The organism is Actinophytocola sp., assembly GCF_036002505.1.
Classification (GTDB): domain Bacteria; phylum Actinomycetota; class Actinomycetes; order Mycobacteriales; family Pseudonocardiaceae; genus DASYTH01.
Map to the genome: position 1 here is coordinate 1 of NZ_DASYTH010000186.1, position 19,673 is coordinate 19,673.

Sequence of the window (19,673 nt, forward strand, 5' to 3'; positions counted from 1 at the left end):
CGTCGTGGTGGTCGGGCTGGGCCCGGCCGGATCGGCACTGCCGCAGCCCGAGGCCAGTGCGCTCAGGGCGAGGAAGGCGACGGCGCCGGCAATGCGTCGCCAGTGCGGGAGGGCGGACCGTGGACGCATGGTGAACCTCGCAAGCGCGATAGGCCAATTGCATGTTGCAGCACGGACATCGGCGTCATGCACCCTCCGTTAGCACCTCGAGGTGAAGAAGGGTCGAACGGCCCTGAGCCGGTAACGTCGGCCCGGTGCCGCTGTTCTCCTTTGAAGGCAAGACGCCGATCGTGCACCCGGAGGCCTGGGTGGCGCCGACGGCGACGCTGATCGGCGACGTGACGGTCGAGGCGAGGGCCTCGGTCTGGTACGGCGCGGTGATCCGCGCCGACTTCGGCCCGGTGGTCATCCGGGCGGGCGCCAACATCCAGGACAACTCGGTGATCCATGTCGGCTCGACCGGGTGCGAGGTCGGCCCCGGCGCCACCGTCGGGCACCTGTGCATGATCCACGACTGCGTCATCGGCGCGCGGGCGATCGTCGGCAACGGCGCGACCGTGCTGGACGGCGTCCGGATCGGGGCCCGCGCCATGATCGCCGCCGGGTCCACGGTCACTCCGGGCGACCACGTGCCGGACGAGGTGGTGGCGATGGGAACGCCGGCGCGCAAGCGGGTTCCGCTGTCCGACTCCACCAGACTGTGGGTGGACAACAACGGGCCGATCTACGAGGAGCTGGCCCGCCGGCACCGGGACGGCAGCGCGCCGGTCACGGGGTGAACACGTACGGCACGGTGGTGCTGAGCCGGACGAACCCGAGCCGGCGCAGGATCGGCTCGCTGGCCGGAAGCGCGTCCACCCGCAGGTAGCGGAACCCGCGCCCGGCGGCCAGGCGCGCCCGGTAGGCCACCGTCGCGGAGTAGATTCCCTTGCCCCGCCAGGGTTCCAGCGTGCCGCCGCCCCACAGTCCGGCGAACTCCGTGCCCTCGTGGTAGTCGATCCGGGCCCCGCACACCGGCACGTCGCCGGCCATCGCGAGGACGAGGGTGACCGTGTCGCCCCCGAGCTGGTCCAGCATGGTCGCGCCGAACGCGGAGAAGTCCTCGCCGAAGACCTCCTCGTGCGCCCGGACCAGCTTCGCCACACCGTCCGCGTCGGTCACGGTCACCAGCCGGACACCTTCCGGAGGCGCCGGATCCGTGGACACGTCGGCGATGTCGGCCACCATCAGGGCCTCTTCCTGCTCCGGCTCGAAGCCGGCGCGGAGCAGCCTGGACGGCAGGTCGGCCGGCCGGTCGTGGGCGTAGTACTTCCACTCGAACCGCCGGCCCAATCCGGAGAAGTACCGCACCTGGTCGGCGATGACCCCGTCGGCGCTGGACTCGTCCAGGTCGGACCAGTCGATCCCGGACCAGTTGCCGGCCGTGGCGCCGACGCACCGGACCACCGTGCCGTCCCGCTCGAACCGTCCACCGGCGACACTCAGCCGCAGGTTCTGCCGCATCTGCGCGTCGAACGCCGCCAGCGCGGCCCGCTCGTCCATGGAGCCTTAGTACGGTTGACGTTGCCGCAGCGTCAACTCATATCGTCGCCGCTGACAGCGCGCGGCGTGGGGTGACAGCGGGATGTGCGCGGGTTGACAGCGGGTGGCTCGAGGATTCCTTCGAACGTGCTGAGAGTCGGCTCACACCGAAATTCAGTTGCGGTTGAACATCCGCAAGTGCATGCTTGTATCGAGCAACTAATTGCGTGATGCAAGCAAGCAGGGAGTGGCACGATGGCCACGAAGAGTGTGGATACCGAGGTCGGGGAGCTGACCGCACAGGAATTGGAGTGCGGTCGGAGGCTGGCCGCGGCTATGTTCGCGATGGGCAAGCAGCAGGCCAGCGTCGGTATCCGGATCGCCAAGCTGGGCGGGTTCGACCGCTCGGCGTTCATCCTGCTCAAGACCCTGGGCCACCTGGGTCCGAGCAGGTCGAGCGCGCTCGCCGCGGCCGTTCACTCCGACCCGTCGACGGTCAGCCGGCAGGTCGCCGCGCTGGTCCGGGACGGGTTGGTGGAGCGGCGGGCGGACCAGGAGGACGGCAGGGCGAGTCTGCTCGCCGCGACCCCGGCGGGTCTGGCCCTGCTCGAGGAACGACGCAGGCAGATGGGCATCTCGCTGGCCCGTGTGGTCCAGGACTGGTCCGAAGAGGACGTCGAGCGGTTCGTCGAGCTGTTCGAGCGGTTCGTCGCCGACCACGAGAGCTACTTGCCCACATTGATCAATGAATGTGCCCAGTGGGCGCGTTCCGAAGGGGAGAACTGATGTCTGAAACGGCCTCGCCAGCCGTCCCTGCGGCTGGGACGTCCCAGCCGCAGGGAACCGACGGCGCACTACCGCACAAGCAGATCATGCTCGTGATCTACGGGTTGATGCTGGGCATGCTGCTCGCCGCCCTGGACATGACGATCATGGGCACGGCCACCAAGACCATCGCCGACCAGCTGCACGGCCAGACCATCCAGGCCTGGGTGACCACCGCGTACCTGATCACCTCGACCATCGCGACCCCGCTCTACGGCAAGCTTTCCGACATCTACGGCCGCAAGCCCATGTACATGACGGCCATCGGCCTGTTCCTGGTCGGATCGGTGGCGTCCGGGTTCGCGCAGTCGATGTACGAGCTGGCCGCGTTCCGCGCGGTCCAGGGCCTGGGTGCCGGTGGCCTGATGTCGCTGGCGCTGGCGATCATCGCCGACATCGTGTCGCCGCGGGAGCGCGGTCGCTACATGGGCTACTTCATGGCCGTGTGGGGCACCTCCAGCGTGATCGGTCCGGTCGTCGGCGGCTTCTTCGCCGGTGTCGAGAGCTTCGCCGGCATCGCCGGGTGGCGCTGGGTGTTCCTGGTGAACATCCCGGTCGGGATCGTCGGCCTGATCGTGGTCTTCCGGTACCTCAACGTGCCGCACCGCAAGGTGGACCACCGCATCGACTACTGGGGCGCGGCGACGCTGACCGCCGGTCTGGTCCCGCTGCTGATCGTGGCCGAGCAGGGCCGCGAGTGGGGCTGGGGCTCGGCCGCCTCGGTCACCATGTACGTGATCGGCCTGGTGGGACTGGCCGCGTTCGTGTTCGTGGAGAACAGGATGGGCGACGAGGCGCTGATCCCGCTGCGGCTGTTCCGGTACTCGGTGTTCTCGATGTCCAACGCGATCAACTTCATCCTGGGTGTCGGCATGTTCGGCATGATGATGTCGCTGCCGCTGTACCTGCAGATCGTGAAGGGCGCCTCGCCGACCGAGTCCGGGCTGCTCACCCTGCCGATGACGGCCGGCATCCTGATCGCGGCCATGACCAGCGGCCGGGCGATCGCGAAGACCGGGCGGTACAAGGTGTTCCCGGTCATCGGCCTGGGCGTGGTGGCCGTGTCGATGTTCCTGTTCGGGCAGATCGGCACCGACACCCCGATGCTGTGGACCATGACGATCATGCTGGCGGCCGGCGCCGGTCTGGGCCTGTGCATGCAGACCCTCGTGCTGTCGGTGCAGAACATCGTGCCGCCCAAGGACATGGGCGTGGCCACCTCGTCGGCGACGTTCTTCCGCTCGATCGGCGGCACGGTGGGTACCGCGGTGTTCCTGTCGGTGCTGTTCAGTGTGGTCCTGGACCGGCTGTCGGGCCTGGCCGGGGGTCGTGGCGGTGGCAACATCGACATCAACGACACCTCGTTCCTGGCCCGGATGACGCCCGAGCAGAAGCGGCCGATCCTGGACGCGTTCTCGCACGGCATCGACGTGGTGTTCACCGTCGGCGGGATCGTGATCCTGGTGGCGTTCGCGCTGATCTGGTTCCTCAAGGAGGTGCCGCTGTCCATGAAGTCGGGCATCGAGCGGCGCGCCGATGAGGAGAGCGCTGCCGAGGAACCGGCGGTCGTCGTCGGCTGAGCCGAATACCGGTTGCGGCCAAGGGCCCACGGAATGCCACCGGCACTCCGTGGGCCTTTTGGCCGGAAAGGCACTGGTAATTGCGTGCCCGGCGCAGCGGTCTAGACCGGATGGCGGAGCAACGAATAGGGCGGCCGGGGAAACGTCGGACCCGGCATTCCGGTGGTAGAGTACGCAGCCGGGTTCCGCGGGGCTGGGTCCGGGGGAGGACTTTGTAGCCAAATGACGGAGACGGCATGGGGACCTCGCCTGACAATTACCCGACGTATGTGCACCGGGCGCTCGAACTGTTCGCGGAATACGGTGAACGGGATGCCCTGATCCGGCGTGATCGCCGATTATCCTATGCGGATCTGCGACAGGCCGTGCTGGATCTGGCCGCCGTGCTGCGCGAGCACGGAACAGGGTCCGGCTCGGCGGTGCTGATCCTCGTCGCGCGCCCGTTCGAGGCACCGGTCCTGCAGCTCGCGCTGCACCTCATCGGCGCCCGGTCGGTCTGGATCGACCTCGGCGCGCTGCGCCGCGACCTGCCTGAATACGTACGGCTGACCCGGCCAGAGGTGCTGGTCTACGACGCGCGCACGCACGACGAGCTCGGCCGGGAACTGGCCGCGAAGCTCGACCTGCCGGCGCTGTGTCTCGGTTCCGGCGGGCTCGGCCCGGATCTGCTCGCGCCCCGGGCCACCCCCGCGGAGTACGATTTCGGACCTGCCGCCGGTGAGCCGTCGTCCATTTTTCAGACCAGCGGAACGACCGGTGTGCCGAAGCTGATCCACCATACCCAGAGTTTCTACCGGCAGGTGGTCGTGCTCGCCGAGGAGCTGGTCGCGTCGGGGGAGCGCGGCGTCCGGCATTTGTCGGTAAGCGGATTGACCTATCTGGCCGGCCAGGTGTCCGCGTTGCTCTACCTTTTCAGCGGCGGCGTGCTGTACCTGTTGGAAACATTCGATGCCGACGAGTTCCTCGACACCATCGAACGGGAGCGCATCAATTCCACGTTCGTCGCCCCGCCGATGCTGTACGCGGTGCTGGACCATCCGAAACTCGTCACGACCGACACCAGCAGCCTGACGCTGTTCAGCGTCGGCGCCGCGCCCGCGCTCCTGCCCCGGCTGCGCCAGGCGATCGCCCGGTTCGGGCCGGTCCTGCGCATCACCTACGGGCTGAGCGAATGCCCGTTCATCGCCGCGAACCCTGGCCTGACCGACGACCCGGCGCGGCCCGACCTGCTCCGCTCGTGCGGCAGGCCGTACGGCGACGTGCGGGTGGAGATCCGCGGCGAGGACGGCACGGCGGTGTCCAATCGTGAGGTCGGTGAGCTGTGGGTGGCCAGCGCGCAGAACTTCGCCGGCTACTGGGGCCAGCCGGAGCTCACCGCGCGGACCCTGGTGGACGGCTGGCTGCGCACCCACGACCTCGGCTACCGCGACGCCGAGGGCTACCTCTACCTGGTCGGCCGGAACCAGGACATGATCATCGCCGGCAGCGTCGGGGTGAAGATCTACCCCCGGCCGATCGAGGACGTGCTGGCCACCCACCCCCGGGTCCGGATGGCCGCGGTGGTCGGCGCCCCGGACGAGGACTTCGGCGAGGCCGCGCACGCCTATGTGGTCACCGCGCCGGGCGCGGAGGTCACCGCCGGGGAGCTGGCCGACCTGGTTCGCACCGAGCTCGCCGACTGGTGGGTGCCGGCCGCCTTCCACTTCGTCGACAGCCTGCCGCTCACCCCCACCGGCAAGATCGACAGTGCGGCGCTACGTGATCGGCCCCGGTGTCTTCCCGGACGAGCAGCGCAGGGAGCGAGCGCCAGCGAGTGACCGAGCAGCGCAGGTAGGGAAGGCGCCGGGTCAAGAGGCCGATCAACGCGAGCGGAGCGAGCGCCATCAAACACTGTGCTGGTAGCCGCCGGCGTCCTTGAGGCGCTGGTAGGAGCGTTCGATCTCGGCCTCGGCTTCGACCCGGCCGACCCAGGTCGCGCCCTCCACGCTCTTGCCGGGTTCGAGGTCCTTGTACACCTCGAAGAAGTGCTGGATCTCCAGCCGGTCGTACTCGGCGAGGTGGTGGATGTCGCGAAGGTGCTCGGCGCGTGGGTCCACGGCCGGCACGCACAGCACCTTGTCGTCGCCGCCCTTCTCGTCGGTCATCCGGAACATGCCGATGGCCCGCGCCTTGATCAGACAGCCGGGGAAGGTCGGCTCCAGCACGAGCACCAGCGCGTCCAGCGGGTCGCCGTCCTCGCCGAGCGTGTTCTCCACGAAGCCGTAGTCGGCGGGGTACTGGGTGGCGGTGAACAGCGTCCGGTCCAGCCGGATCCGGCCGGTCGCGTGGTCCATCTCGTACTTGTTGCGGTTCCCCTTGGGGATCTCGATCGTGACGTCGAACTCCACACCGCCTCGTTCCATGCCGGCCCGTCTTCGGGCAGTACCAGTCGGAACTAGTGTGGACCACGTGTCGGATCAGGAGCGGGACGGCCGCGAGGAGCAGGCGCTCTGGCCGGCGGTCGACGACGACGAGGTGCCGGCCCCGCCTGCCGATGAGGAGACCCGTGAGGTCGCTGAGCCGCCCGCGAACCCGCCGGAGCCGCCGCCCGATACGTCCACGCGCGTGCTCCGGCCGTGGCCGGACGAGCCCCTGGACCCGCCGGTCAGCGAGGCGACCCGGTCGATCACGTTCCCGGTACCGGACGACGAACCTCCGGGCGACGCCACTCGGGTGATCCAGGTTCTGCCGGTGGAACGGCCCGCGGCGGAGACTCAGTTGATCAAGGCGCCGGGGGTCGCTCAGCCGGTGACGCCGCCCACGCCGGCTGAGGTCACTCAGGTGACGCAGCCGGTCGCGGCACCCCCGCCGGCCATCGCGCAGCCGTGGCCGCCGCCGGAGCCGCCGCGGGCCGCGCCCATGCGGATCGGCCCGGAGCCGCAGCCGGCACCCGCACCGCCGCCACCGAGGCGGCGCCGGGGCCGGCGGATCGCGCTGATCGTGGTCGCCGCCCTGATCCTGGTGGCCGGCGCCGGTGCCGGCGCGGTGTTCGCGGTCCCCGGGTTGTCCGACCGGCTCGGCCTCACCCATGCCGAGCCCGAGGTGGTCACCCAGCCGCCACCGGGCCCGGTCCGGTTCGCCCCGGCGCTGAAGGCACCCGGCGGGCAGTCCGCGGCGCCGACCGCCGCCGGCGTGCAGGCGGCGCTGGCCGGTGCGATCACCCCGGGGCTGGGCACCTTCACCGGGGTGGTGCTGGACGGCGAGAACGTGCTGTGGGAGCAGGGCGCGACCACCCCGCTGGTGCCGGCCTCGACCGGAAAGCTGCTCACCGCCGCCGCCGCGCTGCTCAGCCTCAACCACACCGGGCAGCTCACGACGACCGTGGTGGCCGGCAAGGACCCCGGCTCGGTGGTGATCATCGGCGGCGGCGACCCGACGCTGTCCTCGCTCAAAACCGGGGTGGAGTCGGTGTACCCGGGCGCGGCGCACCTGTCCGACCTGGTCGCCCAGGTCAAGGCGAAGGCCGGCGCGGTGCAGACGGTGTACGTCGACCTCGGCCGCTACGCCGGCGACGGCCTGGAGAGGTCCTGGGACGGCCGGGACGTGGCCGGCGGCTACATCGCCCCGATCGTGCCGGCCATGCTGGACGGCGGCCGCCAGGACGCCACCAAGGAGACCTCGCCGCGCAGCCCCAACCCGGCCAAGGCGCTGGCCGACGAGTTCGCCGCCCGGATCGGCGCCAAGGTGCCGGCCAACGCCGCGACGACCGCGCCGCCCAACGCGCAGGTGCTCGGCGAGGTCCGCTCGGCGCCGGTCGTGGAGCTGGTGGACACCCTGCTGCAGCGCTCCGACAACGTGCTCGCCGAGGCCGTCGCCCGCGAGGTGGCCAAGCAGGCCGGCGAGGAGGCATCCTTCGCCGGGGCCAGCCGGGCGACGTTGAAAGTGTTGCAGCAGAACGGTTTCGACACCGCCGGCACGGTCATGGCGGACGCGAGTGGACTGTCCGGACAGGACCGTGTGCCGGCCCGGCTGCTGGCGTCCATCCTGGCCGTCGCGGCCGGACCGGACGGCGCCGACCCGCGCACCGCCAAGCTCCGCCCGCTGCTCGGCGGGCTGCCGGTGGCCGGCGGCAGCGGCACCCTGGAGGACCGCTACAACACCCCGGGCTCCGCACCCGGCAAGGGCTGGGTACGGGCCAAGACCGGGACGCTCGCCACCCCGCTGGTGAGCTCGCTGGCCGGCGTGGTGCTGGACGCGGACGGCCGGCTGCTGGTGTTCGCGTTCATGACCAACAACGCCGTGACCGCCACCGCCCGCCCCGCGCTCGACACCCTTGCCGCCACCCTGCGCAAATGTGGCTGCTAGGGATGCCCTGAAGGCGGCCTTCAGGACGTTCAACGCCCTGAAGGCCGCCTTCGAGGCATCCGGCACGAAAGCTCGGGTAGCGTCGGAAACGTGACTGAGGTGGCCAGCCCCAACGGGTCGGCGGGGCATGGGTCCTCGCCGGTGGACTGGGGGCTGGCTGTCGCCACGGCGCAGCGGCTGGTCCGGCCCGGGCCGGTGGTGCCGCGGGACGAGGCCGAGCGCACCGTGGCCGAGCTGCGCGACGTGACCGGGGTGGCGGAGAGCCATGTGCGCGCGCTGACCGGCCTCGGCACCGGGCTGCCGCTCTACCCCGGCGAGGTGGTGGACCGCCGTGGGTGGGTGACCGCGGCCGCCGAGGGACTCCAGGCGCTCACCGAGGGCGCGCTGCCGGCCGGTCCGAACGGCTACCTGGGCGGCGTGATGGCCGGCAGTGCCGGGGTGCAGGCCGGGCTGGTGCTGGCCTATCTCGGCGGCCGGGTGCTCGGCCAGTACGACCCGTTCAGCGGCGGCGATGGCGGCCGGCTGCTCCTCGTCGCGCCGAATGTCGTTGCCGCACAACAGGCCCTGGACGTTCCGGCGGACGACTTCCGGATGTGGGTGTGCCTGCACGAGTGCACCCACCGGCTGCAGTTCACCGCGGTGCCGTGGCTGCGCGACTACTTCGCCGGCGAGGTCGGCACGTTCCTCTCCGGCCTGGAGGACACCGCGACCAGCGCGCTGAACCGGCTGCCCGAGGTGATCCGGGCGGTCCGCGGGCGGACCCGGACCGAGGACGCCAGCCCGCTGGGCATCATGGAGGTGCTGCAGTCCCCCGAGCAGCGCGCCGTGTTCGACCGGCTGATCGCGCTGTCCACCCTGCTCGAGGGGCACGCCGACCACGTGATGGACGCCGTCGGCCCGGCCGTGGTACCGAGCGTGGCGACCATCCGCCAGCGATTCACCCAGCGCCGGCGGGGCGGCGGGCTGCTCGACCGGATCCTGCGCGCGCTGCTCGGCGTGGACGCGAAGGTGCGGCAGTACGCCGTCGGCGCGGCGTTCACCCGGCAGGTCGTCGACACGGTGGGCATGGACGGCTTCAACGTCATCTGGTCCTCGCCGGAGACGCTGCCGCTGCGGTCCGAGATCAGCGATGCGCCGGCCTGGTTGAGACGCATTCACGGGTAGCCACGGGGCGCTGGGGGAAGCATGACACCACGGACAAAGCGCTGGGTGCTCGCCGGCGGCGGGCTGTTCGTCGTGATCATCGTCGGGCTGGCGGTATACCTGGTGTTGCCCGGCGAGAAGGTCCCTGCACCCGCCGAGGCCGGGCAGACGAAGACCGCAAAGGGTTCCCTCGCCCAGGCCGATCTGGTCAACCGGTTCCTGGCCGCGTTCCAGGTGGGCGACGCCCAGACGGCGGGTCTGCTCACCGACGACCCGCTCGCGGCGAGCCAGCAGCTCGCCGCGGTGCGGCGAAGCCTGGGGCCACGGAACATGACGGCGACCCCGGGTGCCATCACGACGGATTCGGTGCCGATAGACATCAGCTGGACGTTCGGCCCGGACCGGGTCTGGAAGTACGCCAGCACGCTGCCGATGACCAAGTCTGGGGAGAGCTGGAAGGTGCACTGGACGCCCACCTTGGTGCACCCCAAGCTGACCGCCGACCGCAACCTCGCGCTGACAACTGACCCGACCGGACAGCTCGCGGTGGTCGACCGCGAGGGCGCGGTACTGCTGGCGTGGGGGCCCAGCGGTGCCGAGCCCGTGGGCGGCGCGGATGTCGAGCTTCTCGCTCCGGCGCTGGCCCGGGTCGCCGGCGCGAGCGGCGGCAAGCGGGGTTGGCACGTCGTCCTGGTCGACCGTGCCGGCACGCAGGTGGAGGTCCTGGGCGGGGCCGAGAGCAGCCTGCCCAAGCAAATCACGACCACGCTGGACCTCGGGAACCAGCAGGCCGCCCAGGCGGCGGTGAACTCGGCGGCTCGCCCGGCCATGCTGGTGGCCATTCAACCGTCCACAGGGGACATTCTGGCCGTGGCGCAGAATGGCCCGGCCGGTGCGGATCCCCTTGCGCTGCATGGACAGTACCCGCCCGGCTCGACATTCAAGATCGTCACGGCGGCCGCAGTGCTGCAGGCGGGCACGGCCGGTGTGAACACCGTGCTGAACTGCCCGGCGGAGATCACCATCGGCAGCCGCACCATCCCCAACGAGGAGCACGTGCAGGCCGGCGACGTGCCCATGCACACCGCGTTCGCCCGCTCCTGCAACACCACGTTCGGCAAGCTCGCCGCGGACCTGCCGGCGGACGCGCTGAGCAAGGCGGCCAGCCAGTTCGGGCTCAACGCCGACTTCGTGGTGCCCGGCATCACCACCGAGACCGGCAGGGTGGACCCGGCCGGCAGCTCCACCCAGCGCGTCGAGGACGGCATCGGCCAGGGCAAGGTGCAGGCCAGCCCGCTCGGCTCCGCGCTCATGTCGGCGACCGTGGCCAGCGGGAGGGCGGTCACCCCGAAGCTCTGGCGGGACGGCCCGGAGACCACGGTCACCGCCGGCTACCAGCCGCCGCCGCGGGCCGTGCTGGACAGGATCCGCACCATGATGCGCGAGGTGGTCACCGCCGGCACGGCGAAGGCGCTGGCCGGGCGCGGCGCGGTGTTCGGCAAGACCGGCACCGCCCAGTTCGGCGACGGCGTCCACTCGCACGGCTGGTTCACCGGCTACCGCGGGGACGTCGCGTTCGCGGTGTTCGTCGACAGCGGGGAGTCCTCGAAGCCCGCGGTGGCGATCGCCAACACGTTCCTCGGCGCGATCCGCTAACCCGAAGTTGCTGTGACTCTGCGTAGACCTTCGGTGGTTCACCTGTGAAAACGTGTCGATCAAGCCGGTTGCTGTAGCCAGGAGCGATGGTGCTGCTGGCTGCGGACGCGCCTGTTCGTCGGCTGTGGGCCGAGCGTGGCGAACGCGTCCTTCCTCACGCCCAGGGCGACAAGGACGCTTTCCCCGCCGCACCTCCGCACCTCTCCGCCGGCGACTCGTGGTCAGGTAGCCAGAATCGACCGCCGCCCGAGATCGCCTGCCCAGCTCAAACCTGATGTGCAAACAGTTGATCATTCGCAACTTCGGGCTAACCGAGAACCGCCGGCAGCTCGAAGACCGCGAACACGGCCGGATCCTGGAACACGACGGTGTGCGCGATCTTCCCGCCGGTCACGGTGAACACCTGCAGGGTGTGCAGCCGGTGCCCGCCTGCGGGATCCGGGGCGTACGCGGCGACCGCCGGCTGCCCGTTGGCTGCGGCCGGAACCAGGCGCCAGCCCCCGCCGCGCATCGCGAACACCCGCCGGATGAAGTCGCCGTAGCCGTCCCGGCCGAGGTACCACAGCGGAACCGGCGGCATCTCCAGGACGGCGTCCTCGGTGAGCAACTCGACCAGCGCGTCAACGTCGGCTGCCTCGAAGGCCCGCACGTAGGCTTCCACGGCCTCCGCGACCGACCGGTCGGCCTGGCCGATCTCGTCCTCCACGACCGGGGTTCCGGCCAGCCCCGCCCGGGCCCGCTGCAGGGCGCTGTTCACCGAGGCCACCGAGGTGTCGAGCAGCTCGGCCACCTCGGCGGCACCGAACTCCAGCACCTCCCGCAGTACCAGCACGGCGCGCTGGCGCGTCGGCAGCAACTGCATCGCCGCGATCAGCGCCAGCCGCATGCTGCCGCGTTTCTCCGCCCGCGCCGCCGGGTCGCCGGCCTCGCCCAGCCGGGCGTCCGGAAACGGCTGCAGCCACGGCACGTCGAACGCCGGCAGCAGCGGCGCGTCCGGGTCGGTGCTCGGCGCGCCCAGGCCGGACGGCAGCGGCCGCCGGGCCCGGCCGTCCAGCGCGGTCAGGCACACATTCGTCGCGATGCGGTACAGCCAGGTCCGGACGGACGCCCGGCGCTCGTCGTAGCGCTCCTGTGCCTTCCACGCCCGGAGCATCGTCTCCTGGACCATGTCCTCGGCCTCGTGCACCGAGCCCAGCATCCGGTAGCAGTAGGCGAGCAGCTCGCGCCGGTGCGGCTCAAAATCGATGTCGGTCATCGCGATGAGTATGGCCACCCCGGCCGGTATGTACGTGCATGGGAAACGTGATCATCATTGAGTTCAGCACGGTGGACGGCGTGGTCGAGGACCCGGACGGCTCGGGCGGCACGCCCACGGGTGGCTGGGCGTTCCGGCACGGCCCGGAAGCCGTAGCCGGCGACAAGTTCGGGCTCGGGCCGCTGCTCGACACCGGCGTGTTGCTCCTCGGCCGCATCACCTGGGAGCTGTTCGCGAAGATCTGGCCGGGCCGCACGGACGAGTTCTCGTTGAAGATGAACAACATTCCGAAGCTCGTCGCGTCGCGCTCGCTGGCCGGCGCCGGTGCGTGGCGCAACTCGTCGCTGCTCGAGGGCGACCTGATCACCGCCGTGCGGCGGCGCAGGGCCGAGCAGGACGTGATCGTGACCGGCAGCCTCAGCGTCGTGCACGCGCTGGCCGAGCAGGACCTGATCGACGAGTACCGGCTCATGCTGTTCCCGACGGTGGCCGGCACCGGCCAACGACTCTTCACCGGTCCGCCGGTAGACCTGGAGCTCAGCTCCGTCGAGCGCAAAGGTGCGGCCGTGCTCCTGCGCTACCGGAGGGCACGCTGACGCTGTGCCATCCTGCTGCAGGTGCACACCGCGATCGCGGAGACCAGGCTCGCCGTGCGGCGGCTGCTGCCCGAGCTAGTGGGCGAGCTGGCCGTCGCGGTGTCCGGCGGCGCGGACTCGTTGGCCCTCGCGGCGGCCGTGGAACACGTTGCGCACAAGAATGGGCAAACCGTGCACGGCCTGATCGTTGATCATGGTCTGCAGCCGGGCTCGGCCGAGGTCGCGGCGCGGACCGCGGAGCAACTCCACCGGCTCGGGCTGGATCACGTGCGGGTGCTGACCGTAACCGTGGACGGCCGGGGCGGCCCGGAGGCGGCCGCCCGCCGGGCCCGGTACTCGGCGCTCCGGGAGGCGGCGCCGGGGGCGTGGGTGCTGCTCGGCCACACCCGTGACGACCAGGCGGAGACCGTGCTGCTGGGCCTCGGCCGGGGCTCGGGGGCGCGGTCGATCGCCGGGATGCGCGCGCTGGATACGCCGTGGGCCCGGCCGTTCCTGGACCTGCCGAGGACGACCACCCGCGCGGCCTGTGCCGCGCTCGGTCTCACGACGTGGGACGACCCGCACAACGAGGACCCGAAGTACACCCGGGTCCGCCTGCGGCACGAGGTGCTGCCGCTGCTCGAGGACGTGCTGCAGGGCGGCGTGGCGGCCGCCCTGGCCCGCACCGCCGCCCAGCTCCGGGAGGACTCCGACGCGCTCGACGCCGTGGCCGCCGAGCTGCTCGAGCGCACCCGGGCCGGGACGGAACTGAACGTGACGTTGCTTTCCGGCGCCCCGGCGGCGCTGCGCCGGCGGGTGCTCCGGAGGTGGTTGCTGGAGGCCGGGGCGGCCGAGCTGACCGACGCGCACCTCCGGTCGGTGGACGCGCTGATCGCCGAGTGGCGTGGTCAGGGCGGTGTGTGGTTGCCCGGCGGGTTGGAGGCCGGCCGCGCGCATGGCAGGCTGCGGGTCAAGCGAGCACCGTGAGAGGGGAAGGCGTGTACGACGGCGACATCGCCACCGTGCTGATCACCCAGGAACAGATCCACGACAAGATCACCGAGCTGGCCCGCAAGGTGTCCGCCGACTATCCCGAGCGCGGCAACCGGTCCGACCTGGTGCTGATCGGCGTGCTCAAGGGTGCGGTCATGTTCATGACGGACCTGGCCCGGGCGCTGACCGTGCCGGTGCAACTGGACTTCATGGCGGTGAGCTCGTACGGCTCGGCCACGTCCTCCTCCGGGGTGGTGCGCATCCTCAAGGACCTCGACCGGGACATCGCCGGCCGGCACGTGCTGATCGTGGAGGACATCATCGACTCCGGGCTGACCCTGTCCTGGCTGCTGAAGAACCTGGCCAGCCGCGGGCCCGCCACGCTGGAGGTGTGCGCGCTGCTGCGCAAGCCGGACGCGGTCAAGATCGACGTGCCGGTGAAGTACGTGGGCTTCGAGATCCCCAACGAGTTCGTGGTCGGCTACGGGCTGGACTACGCCGAGCGCTACCGCGACCTGCCCTACATCGGCACGCTCGACCCTCAGGTGTACTCCTCCTGATCGTCCGGTTCTGCCATGATGACCCGCGTCACGCCGAACGGTCGTTGACCGCGCCCTACCGCGGGAACCCTCGCGGCATGGCGGCCGTTGTCCAGATGAGCACGCTCCGCACACTTCGTGAGGTAGGCGCGCTCACGCGGGCGGTAGGCTGGTTGGACCGGAATGCCCCGTCCGGCCGGGCAATGGTCGTCATTGTCCAACCGTGCACGTCAGGGAGGGTCGGGCCGCCCCGCGGCCGCAAGTGAATGGACCGCAAGCGCCTGCTTCGCAATCCGCTGTTGTGGATCTTGGTCGTGCTGCTGCTGTATTTCGGCATCAGCATGCTGTTCGACGACACCCGCGGCTACACCGAGGTTCCGACCTCCAAGGCCGTCGCTCAGATCACTGCCGGCAACGTCGAGAAGGCGGAGCTGCAGGACAAGGAGCAGCGGCTCAAGCTCACCCTGCGCAACCCCATCGACCAGGACGGGCAGCAGGTCAAGCAGATCCTGACCCAGTACCCGGGCGGGGGCAACGTCACCGGTGAGCTCTACAGCGCGCTGCTCAAGAGCGGCAGCACCGAGTTCAACACGACGGTGACCCAGGAGTCGTTCCTCACCCAGATCCTGATCTTCATCATCCCGCTGGGGCTGCTGCTGATCCTGCTGATGTGGATGATGAACAACGTCCAGGGCGGCGGGAACCGGGTGCTCAACTTCGGCAAGTCCCGGGCCAAACAGCTGCCCAAGGACATGCCGAAGACCACCTTCGGCGACGTGGCCGGCTGCGACGAAGCGGTCGAGGAGCTCTACGAGATCAAGGACTTCCTGCAGAACCCGGCCCGCTACCAGGCGCTCGGGGCGAAGATCCCCAAGGGCGTGCTGCTCTACGGCCCGCCGGGCACCGGTAAGACACTGCTGGCCCGGGCCGTTGCCGGGGAGGCCGGGGTGCCGTTCTACTCGATCTCCGGCTCGGACTTCGTCGAGATGTTCGTCGGTGTCGGCGCCTCCCGGGTGCGCGACCTGTTCGAGCAGGCCAAGCAGAACGCGCCGTGCATCATCTTCGTCGACGAGATCGACGCGGTCGGCCGCCAGCGCGGCGCCGGCCTCGGCGGCGGGCACGACGAGCGGGAGCAGACGCTGAACCAGCTGCTGGTCGAGATGGACGGGTTCGACGCGCGCGGCGGGATCATCCTGATCGCCGCCACCAACCGGCCGGACATCCTGGACCCGGCGCTGCTGCGGCCTGGCCGGTTCGACCGGCAGATCCCGGTGTCCGCCCCGGACCTGATGGGGCGCAAGAAGATCCTCGAGGTGCACGCCAAGGGCAAGCCGTTCGCCCCGGACGTCGACCTGCACTCGCTGGCCAAGCGCACCGTGGGCATGTCCGGCGCCGACCTGGCCAACGTGATCAACGAGGCGGCCCTGCTCACCGCGCGCACGAACGGGACGCTGATCAACGGGGTCGCGCTCGAGGAGTCGGTCGACCGGGTGATCGGCGGTCCGGCCCGCCGGAGTCGGATCATCTCCGAGAAGGAGCGCAAGATCACCGCCTACCACGAGGGCGGGCACGCGCTCGCCGCGTGGGCGATGCCGGACCTCGAACCCGTCTACAAGCTGACCATCCTGCCCCGCGGGCGCACCGGCGGCCATGCGCTGGTGGTGCCCGAGGACGACAAGCAGATGCTCACCCGCTCGGAGATGATCGCCCGGCTGGTGTTCGCCCTCGGCGGACGTTCGGCCGAGGAGCTGGTCTTCCACGAGCCGACCACCGGCGCCTCCGGCGACATCGAGCAGGCCACCAAGATCGCCAAGTCGATGGTCACCGAATACGGCATGAGCGCCCGGCTCGGCGCGGTGAAGTACGGCCAGGACCAGGGCGACCCGTTCCTCGGCCGGTCCATGGGCCACGGTGCCGACTACTCGCTCGAGGTGGCGCACGAGATCGACGAGGAGGTGCGCGCGCTGATCGAGGCCGCGCACACCGAGGCGTGGGACGTGCTCAACACCTACCGGGACGTGCTCGACGACCTCGTCATCGAGCTGCTGGAGAAGGAAACGTTGCAGCGCAAGGATCTCGCACGCATCTTCTCCACGGTGGAGAAGCGGCCGCGGATCACCGCGTTCAACGAGTTCGGCGGCCGCACGCCGTCCGACAAGCCGCCGGTCAAGTCGCCCGCGGAGCTGGCCAAGGAACGGGGCGAGCCGTGGCCGCCGGTGCGCGACGAGCCCGTGCCGACCCCGGTGGCCTCCGCGCCGGGTGCCGGTGATCTGCCGGGCGGACCGCCGCGACCCAGCCCCGATGCTCCCGGCGGCGGCAACGGCGCCGGCCCGAACGGGATCCCGGCGCAGCCCGCGCCCCGCCCGTACGGCGTGCCGCCGCTGTATCCGCCGCCGCCCGGCCAGGGCCAGGAGCAGGGCGCGCCGCGGCACGGCGGCCGGGTCGCCGGCCCGCCGCACTACGGCGCCCCGCCCGGTTGGACCCCGGCCACGACCCCGTCCGGCTACCCGCACAACCAGGGGTGGCAGCCGCCGCAGAACCGCCAGGGTGCCCACAATCCGGGACAGCCGGAGGACGACAGCAACACCCGCCGCGACCGCGGCTCCGAGTGGGATAGTGGCCGCTGAGGCCACTATCTTCACCGCGGAGGTGCATCCCGTGACAGCTGACGGCAGCGCGTCCCGGCGTGGTGTGCACCGGCTCAGCCCGCCGGCGGGGTTCGACCAGGACCGTGCGGAGAAGGCCGTCCGGGAGCTGCTCCTCGCCTGCGGTGAGGACCCCGACCGCGACGGCCTCCGCGAAACGCCGGCCCGCGTCGCCCGCGCCTACCGAGAAATGTTCGCCGGCCTCTACAGCGACCCCGATTCGGTGCTCGACAAAACGTTCGACGAAAGCCACGACGAGCTCGTCCTGATCACCGACATCCCGATGTTTTCCGTATGCGAGCATCACCTGGTCCCGTTCCACGGCGTCGCCCACGTCGGCTACATCCCCAGCGAGGAAGGGAAAGTCACCGGACTGTCCAAATTGGCCAGACTGGTCGACCTGTACGCCCGGCGGCCCCAGATACAGGAGCGGATGACCTCCCAGATCGCCGATGCGCTGATGCGGAAACTGGAGCCGCGTGGGGTGATCGTCGTGGTCGAGGCCGAGCACATGTGCATGGCCATGCGGGGAATTCGCAAGCCCGGGGCGCGGACCACGACGTCGGCGGTACGCGGGATGTTGAAGACGTCGGCGTTGTCGCGGGCGGAGGCGCTGGATCTGATCAACGGGCGGAGCCGGTGAGGCACCGGTTGCTGCCGGATCCCGGACGCTGCGTGGTGGTCGGGGTGGTGAACGTCACACCGGACTCGTTTTCGGACGGTGGCCGCTACCTCGACCGGGACGACGCGGTGGCGCACGGGGTCGAGATGTGGCGGCGCGGCGCGGACCTGATCGACGTGGGCGGGGAGTCGACCCGGCCCGGAGCGTCCCGGGTGGACGCCGAAACCGAGATCGCCCGGGTGGCCCCGGTGATCACGGAGCTCTCCGCCGCGGGCGTGGCGACCAGTGTGGACACCACCCGGGCACGGGTCGCCGAGGCGGCGCTGGGCGCGGGCGCGACGGTGATCAACGACGTGTCCGGCGGGCTGGCCGACCCGGGCATGGTGAAGGTGGCCGCGCAGGCCGACGTGCCGTGGATCCTCATGCACTGGCGCGGGCACAGTCGGGAGATGTACGCGCTGGCCCGTTACGACGACGTGGTCGCCGAGGTCCGCGACGAGCTGTCCCGGCGGGTGGACGCGGCGCTGGCCGGCGGCGTGGACCCGAGCGCACTGGTCGTCGACCCCGGGCTGGGTTTCGCCAAGCGTCCCGAGCACAACTGGGCGCTCCTGCGGCACCTGGACGTGTTGCGGGAACTGGGTTTCCCGGTGCTCGTCGCCGCCTCCCGGAAGAGCTTTCTCGGCCGGCTGCTCGCCGCCGAGGACGGCGCGCCGCGCCCGCCGGACGGTCGGGAGGACGCCACCACGGCGATCTCCGCGCTGGTCGCACAGGCCGGCGTGTGGGGGATTCGCACCCACGACGTCGGCCGGACGCTGGATGCGATCGCGGTGGTGTCGGCGTGGAGGGGGACCGCGGTTGACTGACCGGATCACGCTGACCGGGCTCCGGGTCCGCGGGCACCACGGCGTGTTCGACCACGAGCGGCGGGACGGTCAGGACTTCCTGGTGGACATCACCGTGTGGATCGACCTGAACCTGTCCGCACACACCGACGATCTCGACGACACCCTCGACTACGGCGCGCTGGCCGCCCGGGCCGCCGAGATCGTGGGTGGCGAGCCGCGCAGGCTGATCGAGGCGGTCGCCGGCGAGATCGCCGCCGACATCATGGCCGACAGCCGGGTGCACGCCGCCGAGGTCACCATCCACAAACCGGACGCGCCCATTCCGCTGTCCTTCACCGACGTCGCGGTCACGGTGCGGAGGTCACGCCGGGGTGGCCGGGGTGGTGGCCTGCCATGACCCGTGCCGTGCTCTCGCTCGGCTCCAACCTCGGCGACCGGCTGGCCAACCTGACGATTGCCGTCGACGGCCTGCGCGACGTGCTCGTCGCCGCGTCCCCGGTCTACGAAACGAAACCCTGGGGCGTCGAGGACCAACCCGACTTCCTCAACGCCGTGCTCATCGTCGACGATCCGGCCGCCGACGCCTGGACCTGGCTGCACCGCGCCCAGTCCCTGGAACAGCGCGCCGGCCGGGTCCGCACCCTGCACTGGGGCCCGCGCACCCTTGACGTCGACATCGTCACCGTCGACGGCGTCACCAGCGACCACCCGGACCTGCTCCTCCCGCACCCCGGCACCCCCGACCGCGCCACCGTCCTCATCCCCTGGCTGGACCTCGACCCCGACGCCGTCCTCCCCGGTCACGGCCCGGTCCGCACGCTGCTGGGTGCTCTGCCAAAGTCCGCCCTGATCGGCGTCCGTCCTCGCAAAGACCTCGGGTTGACTAGGAGCTAGGTGCACGTCGTACTGATAACCCCCCTTAACGGACTTCCACAGGTGAAAACAGTCTGATAATGTTGGGCGAACGCGGAGGGAGTTGCCTTTAGGGCAAGGCGATGGCCGTGCCCCGGGCCGCATGCAAGCAGAGGCAGCACCGGGGCTTACGGCTCCACTATACATGCCGACCATGGGGGTGCGAGATGGACGACGAGCGGATCCGGGCTCTGTCACCCCAGCGCATGGAGCCCTAC

At 70.8% G+C, this 19,673-nt stretch carries 18 protein-coding genes; 15 read left to right on the forward strand and 3 right to left on the reverse strand.

The features are described 5' to 3' along the window. Positions 1-254: 254 nt before the first annotated feature. Positions 255-779, forward strand: a complete 525-nt coding sequence (locus tag VGR06_RS15670) for a gamma carbonic anhydrase family protein (protein ID WP_327559806.1) — start codon at positions 255-257, stop codon at positions 777-779. Here the strand turns inward: VGR06_RS15670 and VGR06_RS15675 are convergent. Further along, positions 769-1,542 carry a GNAT family N-acetyltransferase gene (locus VGR06_RS15675; RefSeq protein ID WP_327559807.1) on the reverse strand — a complete coding sequence of 258 codons (774 nt, stop codon included), beginning with the start codon at positions 1,540-1,542 and terminating at the stop codon, positions 769-771. The genes VGR06_RS15670 and VGR06_RS15675 overlap by 11 nt on opposite strands. Before the next feature lie 234 nt (positions 1,543-1,776). Here VGR06_RS15675 and VGR06_RS15680 point away from each other — a divergent pair, with 234 nt between their 5' ends. The 3 genes from VGR06_RS15680 (at position 1,777) to VGR06_RS15690 (ending at position 5,743) form a co-directional block, all read left to right on the forward strand. Further along, the gene (locus VGR06_RS15680) at positions 1,777-2,307 is read left to right on the forward strand and encodes a MarR family winged helix-turn-helix transcriptional regulator (RefSeq protein ID WP_327559808.1); all 531 of its coding nucleotides are present in this window, start codon (positions 1,777-1,779) and stop codon (positions 2,305-2,307) included. Next, positions 2,307-3,926, forward strand: a complete 1,620-nt coding sequence (locus VGR06_RS15685; RefSeq protein ID WP_327559809.1) for an MDR family MFS transporter — start codon at positions 2,307-2,309, stop codon at positions 3,924-3,926. Before VGR06_RS15680 ends, VGR06_RS15685 begins: the two co-directional genes overlap by 1 nt. Positions 3,927-4,162: 236 nt before the next feature. Further along, positions 4,163-5,743 carry a class I adenylate-forming enzyme family protein gene (locus tag VGR06_RS15690; RefSeq protein ID WP_327559810.1) on the forward strand — a complete coding sequence of 527 codons (1,581 nt, stop codon included), beginning with the start codon at positions 4,163-4,165 and terminating at the stop codon, positions 5,741-5,743. Positions 5,744-5,809: 66 nt separating this feature from the next. Here VGR06_RS15690 and VGR06_RS15695 read toward each other — a convergent pair whose 3' ends face one another. Then, positions 5,810-6,313, reverse strand: a complete 504-nt coding sequence (locus tag VGR06_RS15695; RefSeq protein ID WP_327559822.1) for an inorganic diphosphatase — start codon at positions 6,311-6,313, stop codon at positions 5,810-5,812. 61 nt (positions 6,314-6,374) lie between these two features. Between VGR06_RS15695 and dacB the strand changes: the two genes are divergently transcribed. From dacB to VGR06_RS15710, 3 genes are all read left to right on the forward strand, one after another. Further along, positions 6,375-8,270: a D-alanyl-D-alanine carboxypeptidase/D-alanyl-D-alanine endopeptidase gene (dacB, locus tag VGR06_RS15700; RefSeq protein WP_327559811.1), complete on the forward strand. Its 1,896-nt coding sequence runs from the start codon at positions 6,375-6,377 to the stop codon at positions 8,268-8,270. A 99-nt stretch (positions 8,271-8,369) separates the two neighbouring features. Further along, positions 8,370-9,434: a zinc-dependent metalloprotease gene (locus tag VGR06_RS15705; protein WP_414637270.1), complete on the forward strand. Its 1,065-nt coding sequence runs from the start codon at positions 8,370-8,372 to the stop codon at positions 9,432-9,434. A 21-nt stretch (positions 9,435-9,455) separates the two neighbouring features. Beyond that, complete coding sequence (locus VGR06_RS15710) at positions 9,456-11,069, forward strand: penicillin-binding transpeptidase domain-containing protein (protein ID WP_327559813.1); 1,614 nt, start codon at positions 9,456-9,458, stop codon at positions 11,067-11,069. A 307-nt stretch (positions 11,070-11,376) separates the two neighbouring features. Here VGR06_RS15710 and VGR06_RS15715 read toward each other — a convergent pair whose 3' ends face one another. Beyond that, positions 11,377-12,324 carry a sigma-70 family RNA polymerase sigma factor gene (locus VGR06_RS15715; protein ID WP_327559814.1) on the reverse strand — a complete coding sequence of 316 codons (948 nt, stop codon included), beginning with the start codon at positions 12,322-12,324 and terminating at the stop codon, positions 11,377-11,379. Positions 12,325-12,362: 38 nt separating this feature from the next. Between VGR06_RS15715 and VGR06_RS15720 the strand changes: the two genes are divergently transcribed. The 8 genes from VGR06_RS15720 (at position 12,363) to folK (ending at position 19,437) form a co-directional block, all read left to right on the forward strand. After that, complete coding sequence (locus VGR06_RS15720; protein WP_327559815.1) at positions 12,363-12,920, forward strand: dihydrofolate reductase family protein; 558 nt, start codon at positions 12,363-12,365, stop codon at positions 12,918-12,920. 21 nt (positions 12,921-12,941) lie between these two features. Next, positions 12,942-13,886: a tRNA lysidine(34) synthetase TilS gene (gene tilS, locus VGR06_RS15725; RefSeq protein ID WP_414637269.1), complete on the forward strand. Its 945-nt coding sequence runs from the start codon at positions 12,942-12,944 to the stop codon at positions 13,884-13,886. Between the two features lie 11 nt (positions 13,887-13,897). Continuing rightward, positions 13,898-14,452, forward strand: coding sequence for a hypoxanthine phosphoribosyltransferase (hpt, locus tag VGR06_RS15730; protein ID WP_327559816.1), 555 nt, complete (start codon positions 13,898-13,900; stop codon positions 14,450-14,452). Positions 14,453-14,697: 245 nt separating this feature from the next. Then, positions 14,698-17,058, forward strand: coding sequence for an ATP-dependent zinc metalloprotease FtsH (gene ftsH / locus VGR06_RS15735; protein ID WP_327559817.1), 2,361 nt, complete (start codon positions 14,698-14,700; stop codon positions 17,056-17,058). A gap of 31 nt (positions 17,059-17,089) precedes the next feature. Next, positions 17,090-17,719: a GTP cyclohydrolase I FolE gene (folE, locus tag VGR06_RS15740; protein ID WP_327559818.1), complete on the forward strand. Its 630-nt coding sequence runs from the start codon at positions 17,090-17,092 to the stop codon at positions 17,717-17,719. Continuing rightward, the gene (gene folP, locus VGR06_RS15745; RefSeq protein ID WP_327559819.1) at positions 17,716-18,561 is read left to right on the forward strand and encodes a dihydropteroate synthase; all 846 of its coding nucleotides are present in this window, start codon (positions 17,716-17,718) and stop codon (positions 18,559-18,561) included. Before folE ends, folP begins: the two co-directional genes overlap by 4 nt. Next, positions 18,554-18,940, forward strand: a complete 387-nt coding sequence (folB, locus tag VGR06_RS15750) for a dihydroneopterin aldolase (RefSeq protein ID WP_327559820.1) — start codon at positions 18,554-18,556, stop codon at positions 18,938-18,940. The genes folP and folB overlap by 8 nt, the downstream gene beginning before the upstream one ends. Further along, positions 18,937-19,437 (forward strand): 2-amino-4-hydroxy-6-hydroxymethyldihydropteridine diphosphokinase, encoded by a 501-nt coding sequence (gene folK / locus VGR06_RS15755; protein WP_327559821.1) that lies wholly within the window; start codon positions 18,937-18,939, stop codon positions 19,435-19,437. Before folB ends, folK begins: the two co-directional genes overlap by 4 nt. Positions 19,438-19,673 lie beyond the last annotated feature (236 nt).

Excerpts from the sequence above, each read along its gene's own strand:
- VGR06_RS15680 (WP_327559808.1), top strand. The coding sequence starts at position 1,777 with ATGGCCACGAAGAGTGTGGATACCGAGGTCGGGGAGCTGACCGCACAG.
- folK (WP_327559821.1), top strand. The coding sequence starts at position 18,937 with ATGACCCGTGCCGTGCTCTCGCTCGGCTCCAACCTCGGCGACCGGCTG.
- VGR06_RS15715 (WP_327559814.1), bottom strand. The coding sequence starts at position 12,324 with ATGACCGACATCGATTTTGAGCCGCACCGGCGCGAGCTGCTCGCCTAC.
- ftsH (WP_327559817.1), top strand. The coding sequence starts at position 14,698 with ATGGACCGCAAGCGCCTGCTTCGCAATCCGCTGTTGTGGATCTTGGTC.
- VGR06_RS15720 (WP_327559815.1), top strand. The coding sequence starts at position 12,363 with ATGGGAAACGTGATCATCATTGAGTTCAGCACGGTGGACGGCGTGGTC.
- VGR06_RS15690 (WP_327559810.1), top strand. The coding sequence starts at position 4,163 with ATGGGGACCTCGCCTGACAATTACCCGACGTATGTGCACCGGGCGCTC.
- VGR06_RS15675 (WP_327559807.1), bottom strand. The coding sequence starts at position 1,542 with ATGGACGAGCGGGCCGCGCTGGCGGCGTTCGACGCGCAGATGCGGCAG.
- VGR06_RS15685 (WP_327559809.1), top strand. The coding sequence starts at position 2,307 with ATGTCTGAAACGGCCTCGCCAGCCGTCCCTGCGGCTGGGACGTCCCAG.
- VGR06_RS15710 (WP_327559813.1), top strand. The coding sequence starts at position 9,456 with ATGACACCACGGACAAAGCGCTGGGTGCTCGCCGGCGGCGGGCTGTTC.